The sequence below is a fragment of the Roseburia sp. AF20-18LB genome, assembly GCF_003461185.1.
In the GTDB taxonomy this organism is placed as follows: domain Bacteria; phylum Bacillota; class Clostridia; order Lachnospirales; family Lachnospiraceae; genus Roseburia_C; species Roseburia_C amylophila.
Map to the genome: position 1 here is coordinate 1 of NZ_QTWP01000017.1, position 13,384 is coordinate 13,384.

General features: G+C 41.6%; 13 protein-coding genes. All 13 read left to right on the forward strand.

The features are described from left to right. Window positions 1-151 precede the first annotated feature (151 nt). The 13 genes from DWX65_RS14385 (at window position 152) to radA (ending at window position 13,272) form a co-directional block, all read left to right on the forward strand. Window positions 152-1,177, forward strand: coding sequence for an acyltransferase family protein (locus DWX65_RS14385; RefSeq protein WP_158564755.1), 1,026 nt, complete (start codon window positions 152-154; stop codon window positions 1,175-1,177). 5 nt (window positions 1,178-1,182) lie between these two features. Beyond that, window positions 1,183-1,512 carry an acylphosphatase gene (locus tag DWX65_RS14390; RefSeq protein ID WP_242997889.1) on the forward strand — a complete coding sequence of 110 codons (330 nt, stop codon included), beginning with the start codon at window positions 1,183-1,185 and terminating at the stop codon, window positions 1,510-1,512. A 214-nt stretch (window positions 1,513-1,726) separates the two neighbouring features. Continuing rightward, entirely contained in the window at window positions 1,727-2,497 is a 771-nt protein-coding gene (locus tag DWX65_RS14395; RefSeq protein WP_118173718.1) for a lysophospholipid acyltransferase family protein, read from the forward strand. Further along, the gene (locus tag DWX65_RS14400; RefSeq protein WP_117697621.1) at window positions 2,494-3,330 is read left to right on the forward strand and encodes a glycosyltransferase; all 837 of its coding nucleotides are present in this window, start codon (window positions 2,494-2,496) and stop codon (window positions 3,328-3,330) included. The genes DWX65_RS14395 and DWX65_RS14400 overlap by 4 nt, the downstream gene beginning before the upstream one ends. Before the next feature lie 11 nt (window positions 3,331-3,341). Beyond that, complete coding sequence (locus DWX65_RS14405) at window positions 3,342-5,162, forward strand: glycosyltransferase (RefSeq protein ID WP_118173711.1); 1,821 nt, start codon at window positions 3,342-3,344, stop codon at window positions 5,160-5,162. Window positions 5,163-5,214: 52 nt separating this feature from the next. Next, window positions 5,215-5,805 (forward strand): hypothetical protein, encoded by a 591-nt coding sequence (locus DWX65_RS14410; RefSeq protein WP_118173712.1) that lies wholly within the window; start codon window positions 5,215-5,217, stop codon window positions 5,803-5,805. Window positions 5,806-5,910: 105 nt separating this feature from the next. Continuing rightward, window positions 5,911-6,546 (forward strand): prolipoprotein diacylglyceryl transferase family protein, encoded by a 636-nt coding sequence (locus DWX65_RS14415; protein WP_118173713.1) that lies wholly within the window; start codon window positions 5,911-5,913, stop codon window positions 6,544-6,546. A 5-nt stretch (window positions 6,547-6,551) separates the two neighbouring features. Then, window positions 6,552-6,692, forward strand: a complete 141-nt coding sequence (locus tag DWX65_RS15060; protein ID WP_158564756.1) for a hypothetical protein — start codon at window positions 6,552-6,554, stop codon at window positions 6,690-6,692. A 160-nt stretch (window positions 6,693-6,852) separates the two neighbouring features. Beyond that, window positions 6,853-7,080, forward strand: coding sequence for a hypothetical protein (locus tag DWX65_RS14420; RefSeq protein ID WP_118173714.1), 228 nt, complete (start codon window positions 6,853-6,855; stop codon window positions 7,078-7,080). A gap of 153 nt (window positions 7,081-7,233) precedes the next feature. After that, window positions 7,234-8,784: a cadherin-like beta sandwich domain-containing protein gene (locus DWX65_RS14425; RefSeq protein ID WP_118173715.1), complete on the forward strand. Its 1,551-nt coding sequence runs from the start codon at window positions 7,234-7,236 to the stop codon at window positions 8,782-8,784. A gap of 31 nt (window positions 8,785-8,815) precedes the next feature. After that, the gene (locus DWX65_RS14430; RefSeq protein WP_118173716.1) at window positions 8,816-11,275 is read left to right on the forward strand and encodes an ATP-dependent Clp protease ATP-binding subunit; all 2,460 of its coding nucleotides are present in this window, start codon (window positions 8,816-8,818) and stop codon (window positions 11,273-11,275) included. A gap of 89 nt (window positions 11,276-11,364) precedes the next feature. Beyond that, window positions 11,365-11,778, forward strand: coding sequence for a hypothetical protein (locus DWX65_RS14435; RefSeq protein ID WP_022243974.1), 414 nt, complete (start codon window positions 11,365-11,367; stop codon window positions 11,776-11,778). 120 nt (window positions 11,779-11,898) lie between these two features. Then, a complete protein-coding gene (gene radA, locus DWX65_RS14440; protein WP_118173717.1) occupies window positions 11,899-13,272 on the forward strand; it encodes a DNA repair protein RadA in 1,374 nt (457 codons plus the stop codon). The last annotated feature ends 112 nt before the right edge of the window (window positions 13,273-13,384 follow it).

Below are 13,384 nucleotides of genomic sequence, written 5' to 3' on the forward strand. Positions count from 1 at the left end.
AATCGTTAGATTTTTTGGTCTAACTTTTAGGGGTCGGTACAAACTGGATGCTCCTTTTTCAACGGGCAAATTCGCCCAAAATGATAAAAAATCTTGACATCTCCCGCAAAAGTTCTATAATACATTTTCGGTAATGCGAGGATGTAGAAAGATGAATAAAGAAAGAGACTATTTTTTTGATAATTTAAAAGCGGTATTGATATTCTTGGTTGTGCTGGGACATTTCCTGCTTCCAATCCATGGAGATAATCCACTGGTGGTAGTGAAACGGCTCATCTATGTATTTCATATGCCGCTTTTTGTATTTATCTCCGGCTATTTTGCCAAGAAAATTTATAAAAATGGACAATATAATTTTAAGAAAATATTGTATCTGCTGAAAGCATATGTTGTGTTCGTTGTGGCAATTCAGATAGTATATGCCATTGCGGGATTTGAAAAATTTACGGAGATAGATTTCTTTTCCCAAAGTGGTGCACCGTGGTATTTATTTGCAATGATTGTATGGTATCTGACGATACCACTTGTCCGTAAATGTAAAGCGGTGCCGGTTCTTTTGCTTACGGTAGTGCTGGCATTAACAGCTGGCTATTTTAAAAATGTGGGAGACTTTTTATGTCTGTCACGAATTCTGGTATTTGGACCGTTTTTCTATCTGGGCTATTTTCTGGAGCAGAAGACACTGGAAAAAGCATTGCAGACAAAGTTTCAGAGACTGGTGGTTCCATGCGCGGAGGCAATCTGTATCTTTATTCTGGCATATGGAGCAAGGTTGAAAGATTCCCTAGGAATGGTATATGAAAATATATCCTACTATGAACTGGAAGAAGTGTGGAAAGGACCGATGGTCCGCCTCTCCCTGATGATTGCAGCATTTCTTATTTCCTGGGCAATCATGTTTTTTATTCCAAGAGGAAAGACAAGACTTTCAGTAATCGGACAGAATACCATGCCGGTGTATATGCTACACCGGATTTTACGGGATATTCTGATGTTTGCCGGAATCTATGATTATCTGGGTGACTGGGGCTGGATAGCATTTTTTATCCTGTTAGGATTAAGTGCTGGAATCGTATATGTGTTAAATAATTCACATGTTGTCAATCAGGTCAACCGGATACTGGCATTACATACGCCACAGTTAATCAGAAACTTAAAAAGGCAACGGGCACGTTAGTCTGGATGGAAGAGATTGATACCATTGGAATGATAAAGAGAGGTGGTCGTATGTCAGAAAATAGAAAAATTCGTGTTTTTTATCAGTTTAACGGATATGTTCAGGGTGTGGGATTCCGCTATCGCATGTCGCATCTGGCGGGGCATTTTGGTGTGACTGGCTGGGTGCGCAATGAATATGACGGCTCGGTACAGGCAGAATTGCAGGGACTGCCGGAAGAAATTGATATGATAATTCAAAGACTCTGTCAGGACCGCTACATCGAAATCCGCAGCATGGACAGAAAAGAACTTCCACTGGATGAGACAGAACGGGGCTTCCATGTAAAATATTAAAATGTAAAAAGCAGCTTCTGGCATACTTTGTCAGGAGCCTTTTTACTTTACAGGAAAGCAATTTCCTGTAAAGTAAAAACGCTCTGCGAGGATGCGCACTGCGGCGTATAAGGTAGATGTCGCAAGCGACCGCCGCAGGCGCGAGAATGTGCCAAGGCACATTCTTTGTTCAGAAAAGTTGCAAAAAATAGCAAGAAATAGTAAACTGTGGGATATGCGAGTATACTACTATGAAAATGAATTAGAGGATGAATTTTCGGAAGCAAAGATAACTGCGAAGAAAATTGATGGAACATATCAGTACAGCCAGGACAGCTTGGGAAGGAAATTATTACATTTTATCTGTTATAATCTCATTGCAAAACCGGTGGCATGGTGCTTTTTAAAGATAAAATACCGTCATAAGATAGTGGGACGGGAAAAAATAAAAGCGTTAAAGGGACAGGGATTTTTCCTCTACGGAAATCATACCAATGCAGGAGCAGATGCCCTGATTCCCACAATACTGGCACATCCGACGGACGTATATGTGATTGTGCATCCGAATAATGTTTCTATGCCCTTTTTCGGAAAAGTAACGCCATATCTTGGGGCGTTGCCGCTGCCGGATGATAAGGATGCCATGAAACATTTCTTAGAAGAAATCGGAAAGAAAATCACTGCGAAAAAATGCGTGATGATATATCCGGAGGCACATATCTGGCCTTATTATACGAAGATACGTCCTTTTAAGGATTCTTCCTTCCGTTATCCGGTGCAGTATCAATGCCCGGTAATCTGTTTTACCAATACATATCAGAAACGGAAGCATAGTAAAAAGCCGCAGATAGTAACCTATGTGGATGGTCCGTTTTATCCGGATGCGAAATTGCGTGGAAAAGAGCAGAAAGCAGACCTTAGAAACAGGGTTTATGAACAGATGAAAGAAAGAAGCAGCAGGAACACCCTTGTACTTGCTGCTTATATCAAAAAAGGTGATGTATGAGAAATATTCTATTTTCGGGGAATGTCAAAGTATTTGATGGAATACTGACCGGGATGCTGTCCATTTTTATGCGGACGAAATCGACAGAGCCATACCGCATCTACATTTTTACAATGGATGTATCACATTTAAGAGACGATTTTCTGCCGGTGAGTGATGAGCAGATTGCATTTTTAAATGAGGTAGCAAAGTCCTATAACAAAGAAAATATTGTAATCAAGATTGATGTGACAGATATTTATAAAGAAGAATTTGCAGGTTGTCCGAACGAAGGTGCGTATTGTTCACCATATACCCTGCTTCGTCTGTTTGCAGATAAGATTCCGGAAATCCCGGATAAGCTTCTTTATCTGGATGCAGATATTTTATTTAACCGGGAGCCGGAACTTTTATATGACATTGATGTAAAAGGGTATGAGTATGCTGCAGCAAGAGACCACTATGGAAAATATTTAATCAATCCAAACTATATCAATGCGGGAGTATTGCTTTTTAATATGGCAGAGATTAAGAAAACAGGCCTTTTTGAAAAAGCAAGACATCTCATTAAGACAAAAAAATTACTGTTTGCGGATCAGGATGCAGTATACAGAAGTACCACGGCAAAGAAAATGCTGCCGCAGAAATATAATGACCAGAAGTTCTTACATAAGAGTACAATAATCAGACATTTTTCCAAACGGCTTTTTTACCTGCCATATCCGCATACGGCAAATATTAAGCAGTGGAATGTCAGTGCAATTCACAGAATTTTTAAGTATGAAGCGTTTGATGATATTCTGTTCGAATATATTTATCTGAAGAAGAAATTTGAACAGGACACTAAGAGGTAAGGAGTTAATTTATGGAAATGAAGAGTTTATCACAGTATGGGAAGAAAGCGGAGATACCGATTTTCTTTGCCTGCGATGAAGGATTTGTAAAATATACGATGGTTTCCATGAAGTCCATCATGGAAAATGCAGACCGCAGCCGGAAATATCATATTTACATTTTACATATGGGAATTACGGAAGCAACCCAGGCAAAAGTGCTTGCCATGGCAGATGAAGAATTTGCAATTGATTTTGTGGATGTTACAGACAAGATGAGGAGCATTGCAGATAAGCTTCCGATTCGTGACTATTATTCCAACACAACATATTTCCGGCTTTTTATTCCGGATATGTTTCCACAGTACCGCAAGGCACTTTATATTGACAGCGATACCATCGTAGTGGGAAATGTTGCAGAATTATATGACCATAAGCTTGGTAAATTATATGCCGGAGTCTGTCCGGACCGTGTGGTAGCACAGACAGATATCTTAGGTGATTATGTAGAAAAGGTATTAGGCGTAAAGCGTGCCAGATATTTCAACGCCGGAGTAATGCTGATGAACTGCAGTCAGTTCCGTGAAAATCATCTTTTAGATGAATTCTTAGAGATGCTTCACATCTATCTTTTTGTGGTAGCGCAGGATCAGGATTACCTTAATCTGATTTGCAAGAATCAGGTGCTTTATATGGAACCGAAGTGGAATGCACAGGTATTTGGAGAACTTGCCTGCCCGGAAGAAGAGGTGGGATTATTCCATTTTAATATGGCAGCCAAACCATGGCATTATGAAGACTGCCGTCTGGCAGAGTATTTCTGGAAATATGCGAAGATGACAGCGGATTATGATGCCATAAAAGAAGGACTTGCCAATTATACCGATGAGCAGCGCCGCAATGACAGCGTGTCTGGTGAGAAATTAATCCAGCTTGCGGTATCTGAGATTAACAGAGAAGATAATTATCTTCGCAAGATGGAAAAAGCCGGAAAATCAGAAAGTAAGCTTGCGCTGCTTGCTCACATAGAGGAACTGGAGCGGGAAGGAAGATTTTCAGAAGATGCAGAAGAAAATCCACCGGCACCGGTTCTGATGCCGGAAGATATTAATTATCTTCCAAGAAGTTTAAAGAGCAAGACACAGACCAAATATGCATTTAAAGTAGCAAGATGGTTTGTCAATATGCTGATAAAGAAAAAGCAGTTGATAATCAAAGAATACAAAGGCATTGAAAATCTTGAAAAAGTAGCAGACGGAGCAGTCATTACCTGTAACCATTTCAATGCATTTGACAGCTTTGCCATCCAGCTTGCCTTCGAGCAGGGTAAATTGAAAAAGAAAAAAATGTACCGTGTAATCCGGGAAGGCAATTATACCGGATTTCCGGGATTTTACGGAGTGTTAATGCGCCATTGCAACACACTGCCGTTAAGCTCTAATTTTAAGACCATGGAGAAATTCATTGCTGCCGTAGACAGGGTATTAGAGAAAAATCAGTTTGTACTTGTCTATCCGGAGCAGGGAATGTGGTGGAATTACCGGAAACCAAGACCGCTGCAGAAGGGCGCATTTACCTTCGCTGCCAGAAATAATAAGCCGGTACTTCCTGTATTTATTACCATGGAAGACAGTGATGTTTTAGATGATGACGGATTCTATGTGCAGGAATATACGGTGCATTTCTGTGAACCGATTTATCCGGATCCGAATAAAAAGCGTGCACAGAATTCCTGTGAGATGCGGGATAAGAATTATGAAGCGTGGAAAGCTGTTTACGAGCAGACCTATGGAGAGAAACTGACCTATAGTTGTGATGAGGAACAGCCGATTAAAGAGAAGAAAGCACTCTAATAAAAGTTGCAGGAAATGTAATATGTATTGAGAAAGGGTAAAGGGATAAATTATGAATAATCAGTGGAACCAGATGCCACCAAACATGCCGCCACAGCAGAGACCGCCGATGCCACCGAATATGCCGCCGCAGCAAGGTGGACCAATGCCGCCGAATATGCAGATGCAGCAGGGCAGACCGATGCCACCAAACATGCAGATGCAGCAGAGACCGTCGATGCCAACGAATATGCCGCCACGACAGGGAAAAATGCCACGGCCGGAGCTCTCTCCGGAAGATAAGAAGCAGGCAGACAAATTATGTATTATTTCCATGATTTTGATGTTTGCACCGATGGTAGTAATTTTTCTAAAGAATATTATTCTGGGACTGTTGTTTGATGCAGGAAAAGAAGAATTTTATTATAATATCGCAAGCAGCTATGTATTAGGTTCAATTCTGACTTTTCTTATGGCTGGCTGTGGAATTGCAGCACTGGTACTTATGATTTTGGTCCGTGTAAAATATCCGCAGAGTGTATTTGGTAAAGTGCTGATGTGGCTTTATATTGCACTTGCCATTCTTGTAGTAGTATTTATAGCAGTAACAATTATTGCCTGTGGGCTGGCATTCATAAGCTGTGTCCGAAACTGTCCGGGCTGATGAGGCAGGAAAATAAATGATAGATATTACGATTTTGCACTGGAGAATTTCGCCGTATTTTATCTGTTTTCTCTTAAGCTTTGTACTGGCATATCTTTATGTCACATGGTATTTGAAAAAGCAGGAGTAAAGGGCAGTCATATCTTTTATTCAGAGCTTTTGAATACAGTTCTGGCATTATATTTTGGAGCATTTTATACCTTTATTGTGCAGCTGGCAGAACAGGGTAAAGTAGAAACATTTGGTTTTTCCAGTCTTGGCGGTATGGCGGGCATCCTGCTCGGCGTGTGGATTTTTACAAAAATCAGTAAGGAACATAAGATAGAGCTATGGACTGCATATGTGCTGGCATTGGGACTGATGTATGTAGTTTCAAAGCTCGGCTGCTTTTTTGCAGGCTGTTGTGTTGGCATGAGATATCAGGGACCTGGCAGTATCCGCTATCTTGATAATGGAGCAGCGGGGGAATACCTTTTTCCGGTCCAGCTGGCAGAGACGATCTTATTTCTGCTGGCGTTTTTGTTGCTTCACAGGATGGCAGAACGAAAAAGGAATGGTATAATTCCAAAGAGTCTGTTGCTGTATGCGATATTAAAATTCGTACTGGATTATCTGAGGTATTATGAAGACAGAAAGATTTTCAGTGCGAACCAGTGGGGATGTCTGCTGGTAGCTGTAAGCGTATTGCTCTATGAGGCAGTACGGCAAATTAGACAAAGAGCGAATAATAAAGTAATATAACGGATATGAGAAAAGAGTTTTGTGGGTGTTGTGCCGGCAGAACTCTTTTGCATTGTTATGCATCCAAAGAAGCTGCAGGACAGGTTATGGTGGTTATCAAGCGTTATATTTATTGTAAAAGGCTGGATTCGGAACAAAGTATTTAGAAAAAATTGAAAAATAAGTTTACATAATATAGGTACAAAATATGGGACACATCCTGTTGTAACATAATCTTATCAGAGAGCAAAGCCACTGAAAAATACCAGAAAAGTGGCAGAAAAGCGAAGGAAAAGATAAGAAAAAAGACACAGGGAGGTCACAATTATGCGTGATAATACAGTACATGTAAGAAGAGGAAAGAAACATCCGTCAAGAATGGAAATGATAGTACTTGCAGCTCTTGCAGCCCTTATGGTAAGCGGCGGAACATTATTACTGTTGGCAGCTTTGCTGGGACAGGATATTACAGACTGGAACCACAGAGTAGCAATTACAGCAGGACTTTCTCTTGCCGGAGTTGTGTGGGGATGGTTAATCAGGGCAAACCGTTAGACATATCCGTGGGATAAGTACGACATGGTTTTTCGAATTGAGGTTGACGCATTCCCGATAGTTTTCTATAATGAAACTGATTATATTGTACAGGAAAATCAAAAGAAGATTTTCTGTTGTTTTGGAGAAAAAGGGAATTGAAGGAGACGGAAAATGAAGAAAACAATTCGTAAGATAGAGATACTTTTCATGGCATTGATTTGCATTTTTGCCATGTCAGGAATGTCGATGCAGGTATATGCAGGTCCTGCGGATAATTCGCTGGAGACACTGACAGTAGCCGAGGGTTCATTATCACCTGCATTTGAAGGAAGCCGTATGTACTATACGGTACAGGTAGGACAGGATGTAAGCAGCGTGACGGTAAGTGCAAAAACGGTAAATCCGGCAGCAACGATTCAGTCCGGGGTGGGAACCACTACCTTAAAAACAGATGGAGATACAAAGATTGACGTAGTAGTGCAGGCAGAGAATGGAAATCTTGCAACTTATCATCTGACCATAACCAAGTCTGCAACAGGTGCTACAACAAATACAGATACTACAACAAGCACAGACACAGGCAATACTCCGGCGGACAATAATACCGGAGCAGATAATGGCACAGATACAGCCACGCCGGACGATACTGTATCTGCCTATACCGTGTCAGAAGATTTCACAGCAGAACAGATTCCGGCAGATTTTACAGAAGCACAGGTGCCTTATCAGGGAGCTGAATACCGTGGTGCTGCTTTTAACAATGGTAATTTATCTCTTTTATATATGACAGATGCAGCAGGAAATGCAGGCTTTTATGTGGTAAATGGCACCGATGGCAGTGTGTGCCCATATATTCGTATCGATAATGGGGATAAGTATCTGATTTTAATGACACCTTCGGCAGTGACTTCCTTTGTACCGGGCGAAGCAACCACGCCTATTCAGGTTGGAGACAGTACATTTGAAGATGCATACGCAACAGATACAGAAAATATTTATACCGTATATGGAATGACAAATGATGGACAGGAAGGCTGGTATAATTACAATACCAGTGATGGAACCTTCAGCGAATACCAGTACAGTGACAGCACGGAGGAGGATACCGATACCACCTATCTTCAGAATGCATTAAATGACTTAAATGACAAATATACCGCTAGAAAAGACCGGGATTTAAAAATTATTGCCGGATTAATTGTAGTAATCGTAATTCTTATTTTTATCATTATTAATCTGTTGCTTCGTGGAAGAAGAGGTTATGAAGAAGAGGACGATGATGAAATCGAAGAAGCAGTAGATATCTTTGAAGAAGAAAAACGCAGAAAGGCAAAGAAGAAACAGAAATTCGTAGAAGATGCCGGTAAAGTCGAAGAAGAACCGGTCGAAGAAAAAGAGACCAGTGCAGTGAAGGATTTACCGGAGAAAGCAGAGTCAGAAGAAAAAGAAGAAGCGGATTCCGCCGCTCAGTTACCGGAAGAAGTGGCAGAACGGTTAGGCGAAACTGACTTTATGGAAGAATTTGAAGAAGAACCGGAATTTATGTCCGGCAGAAAGAAACGTGAAAAGGAAAAGAGAGAAAAAAAAGAGAAGAAACGGCGGAGCAAAGATATTTTTGATGACGATGATGAAGATAATGGAATCTTTGCAAGCCATGATGACTTTATTGAAAAAGAATCATCAGATGATGATATTGAAGTAATGGATTTAAATGATTTATAAGAGAATTGGCGCGTAGTGACAGGAGGATTTTATGCATAAACCATATACAAAACAAGCGCAAAAAGTAATAGAACTGACGACAAAGGCAGCCAGAAGCATGCATCATAATTATATTGGAACAGAGCACCTTTTACTGGGATTGCTAAAAGAAGGCAGTGGAGTAGCTGCCTGTGTTCTGATGGATGCGGGAGTAGAAGAAACCCGTCTGGTAGAACTGATAGAAGATTTAATCGCTCCATCTTCGGATGTGGCAGTATTAGACCGGAAAGGTTACTCTCCAAGGATTCAGCATATCATTGAGACCGCTGACCAGGAGGCAGAGCGTTTTGACAATGAGAATATCGGAACAGAACACCTTTTAATTGCATTATTGAAAGAGGCAGACTGTGCCGGTGTACGTCTGTTGAATACACTGGGTGTGAATATCCAGAAGATTTATATCGAGACTCTGGTAGCCATGGGAGAAGACGTAAACCACTATAAAGAGGAGATTGCGGCAAGCAAATCCGGAAAAAAGAAAGCGGTAGAAGTAACGCCAACCTTAGATCAGTATTCCAGGGATTTAACTGCTATGGCAGCCTATGGTGAGATAGACCCGGTGATTGGCAGAGAGGCAGAGATTGCCCGCGTGATTCAGATTTTAAGCCGCAGGACGAAAAATAATCCATGCCTGATTGGAGAGCCGGGAGTTGGAAAGACAGCTATTGCAGAAGGACTTGCCCAGCGTATTGCATCCGGACTGGTTCCGGATACAGTCCGGGGAAAACGAGTGGTAACACTGGATTTATCCGGAATGGTAGCAGGCTCTAAATACCGTGGAGAATTTGAAGAGCGGATTAAGAAAGTCATTCGTGAAGTGACAGAAGCAGGAAATGTACTTCTTTTCATAGATGAACTTCATACCATTATCGGAGCAGGTGGAGCGGAAGGCGCTATTGATGCATCCAATATTTTAAAACCATCCCTTGCCCGTGGAGAAATACAATTAATCGGAGCAACCACATTAGAAGAATACCGTAAATATATTGAAAAAGATGCAGCCCTGGAACGTCGTTTCCAGCCGGTAACGGTGGAAGAGCCGACGGAAGAGCAGGCGATAGAGATATTAAAGGGATTAAGAGAACGCTATGAAAAGCATCATCATGTACAGATTACAGATGCGGGAATAGAAGCGGCAGTGAAGCTGTCTGCCCGTTATATTGCAGACCGTTATCTGCCGGATAAGGCCATTGATTTGATGGATGAGGCTTCCTCGAAGGTTCGCCTTGGCGGATTTAAAATGCCGGAGAAGATTAGTGAACTGGAGCGTAAGATTGCTCAGTTAGAGGACGATATGGAGACGGCATTGATGGAACAGCGGTTTGAAGATGCCGGGGCAATCCGCAAGGAGAAGGAAGCTGCCCGGAAGAAATACGAAAAGCAGGTGGAAAAATACCATCGGGATGCAGACAAGAAGAAACTGGTTGTCGGAGAAAATGAAATTGCAGAAATTGTATCTGACTGGACAAAGATACCGGTGAAGAGACTGGCAGAGGGCGAGGCTGCACGTCTCAACCGTCTGGAAAAGACATTGCATAAGCGTGTAGTAGGACAGGAAGAAGCAGTCAGTGCAGTGGCAAGAGCAGTCAGAAGAGGACGGGTAGGATTAAAAGATCCGCATCGTCCGATTGGTTCCTTCCTTTTCTTAGGACCGACCGGAGTTGGTAAAACAGAGATAACAAAGGCACTGGCAGAGGCTGTCTTTGGCGATGAGCAGGCAATGATTCGTGTTGATATGTCAGAGTACATGGAGAAGCACAGTGTTTCTAAAATGATTGGTTCACCGCCAGGTTATGTAGGTTATGAAGAAGGCGGCCAGCTCAGCGAAAAGGTCAGAAGAAAACCATATTCTGTTATTCTTTTTGATGAAATTGAAAAGGCACACCCGGATGTATTTAATGTATTGCTTCAGGTACTGGATGATGGACAGATTACAGATGCCCAGGGCAGACGGGTAGATTTTAAGAATACGATTATCATTATGACTTCCAATGCAGGGGCGCAGTCTATCATTGCACCGAAGAAGCTTGGATTTGCTGCAGGCGAAGATGAAAAGAAGAATTATGAATACATGAAAAATGGTGTAATGGAAGAAGTCCAGAGAATCTTTAAGCCGGAGTTCTTAAACCGAATTGACGAGACCATTGTATTCCGGGCTCTCAATAAAGAGGACATGAAGAAGATTGTCACCATTTTAAGCAAATCTTTAATTGACCGGTGTGAAAAACAGATGGGTATCCATCTGACCATAACCGGCAGCGTAAAAGGATACATTGCTGAGAAGGCATACAATCCGAAATATGGAGCAAGACCATTGCGGCGTATGATACAGACACAGATAGAAGATATGCTGGCAGAAGAGATTTTATCCGGTAAAATCAAGCCGGGAGATGATGTGGAAATCCGCATGGTAAAAAAGGAAATAAAAACCGTTGTGAATTCATCAAAATAACTGGAAAAATGTGTCGAGATAAGCTATAATATTTTCATAAAATTTACGAAAAAGCCATCGTGGGATAGTGGCTTATAGGAGGATAAAAAATGGCTGTAGTTGCAGAATTAATTCGTTCAGAAGCAAACGGAACAATCAGTTTTGGAGATTATACACTGGGAGCAAAATCCAAACTGGACAATTTTGAACATGCGGGAGATTTGTACAAAGTTAAGACATTTCGTGAGATTACCAAATTAGAGAGAAATGGAATGTTTGTATATGAATCTGTTCCAGGAACTGCAGTTACAAATATGGCAGCATCCGAAAACGGTGTGGAATTTGAAGTAGAAGGACCGGAAGATGCAGAGATTACACTTGGCTTAATGGAAGAGACAGAGTATGATGTATTTGTAGCAGGAAAATCAATTGGTCAGATGAAGACCAATTTAGGTGGTAAATTAACACTTAGCGTTGAATTAGATCCGGAAACTCCGGTTGCAGTAAAAGTATCCAGAGTATAAATGGATATATCAATAAGATGATAAGAAAGAGAATCCAATTCCAGCGGATTGGGTTCTCTTTTTACTAATTTACGCGAGTAGCAAGAAAGACAGTTATTGCAAGAATAAGGGGGAAAATAGATGGCAAAGGGAAAAGCAACCGTATTTTTCTGCCAGGACTGTGGCTATGAATCATCCAAATGGATGGGACAGTGCCCGGGATGCGGCGGGTGGAATACTTTTGTAGAAGAAGTGATAGATAAATCAGCACCTGCAAAAGTGCGGAAGGAAGCAGCGAAAGCAGAAGTTGTAAAAATTGCAGATATTAAAACAGGACGGGAAGAGCTTCTGACTACAGGACTAAAAGAGTTAGACCGGGTTTTGGGAGGTGGAATCGTAAAAGGTTCCCTTGTTTTAGTCGGTGGAGATCCTGGAATTGGAAAATCCACGCTGCTTTTACAGGTGTGCCGGAATCTTTCCCTGCAGAAGACCGATGTATTATATATTTCCGGAGAGGAATCCCTGCAGCAGATAAAAATTCGTGCAGAGCGTATCGGAGAATTTGGCGATACTTTATCACTGCTTTGTGAGACCAATCTGGATACTATCAAAGAAGTGATTAACAGAACAAAACCGGAAATCGTGGTCATTGACTCAATTCAGACCATGTATAATGAAAATATTACATCGGCGCCTGGCAGTGTTTCCCAGGTCCGGGAAGCAACCGGAGTTCTGATGCAGATTGCAAAGGGGCTTGGTATTTCTATTTTTATTGTCGGCCATGTGACCAAAGAGGGTGTTGTGGCAGGCCCCCGTGTGTTAGAACATATGGTAGATACGGTATTGTATTTTGAAGGTGACCGTCATGCGGCATATCGTATATTGCGTGGCGTGAAGAACCGTTTTGGTTCCACGAATGAGATAGGTGTATTTGAAATGTGTAACGAAGGGTTAAGGGAAGTGGAAAATCCTTCAGAATATATGTTAAGTGGAAAGCCGGAAGGAGCATCCGGTTCTGTAGTGGCATGCTCTATGGAGGGAACCCGTCCGATTCTTTTGGAAATACAGGCACTGGTGTGCCACAGCAATTTTGGAATGCCAAGAAGAACAGCTGCAGGAACGGATTATAACAGGGTCAATCTTCTGATGGCTGTATTAGAAAAGAGACTGGGACTGTCTTTAAGTTCCTGCGATGCATATGTAAATATTGCCGGGGGTATCCGTATGAATGAACCCGCAATTGATTTAGGTATTGTGCTTGCGATTGTATCCAGCTATAAAGATGTTCCGATTGATGAGAAGACCATCTGTTTTGGGGAAGTAGGACTAAGTGGTGAAGTACGCGCAGTCAGTATGACAGCACAGCGTGTGCAGGAAGCTGAGAAGCTTGGCTTTACCACCTGCATTCTACCTGAAGTTTGTAAAGCAGGATTGAAGAAGAATCCAAATATAAATGTAGTGGGTGTCAGCAACGTACAGGATGCCATCCGCTATATTTTATCCAAAGAAAAATGAATTGAGCACACAATTCAAACAATTCGGATAAAAAACGACAAATGACCTACTTTAATAAATATGGCAAAATCGTGTTGACATCCCGAAAATGACGTGCTATTATAAAACTCCA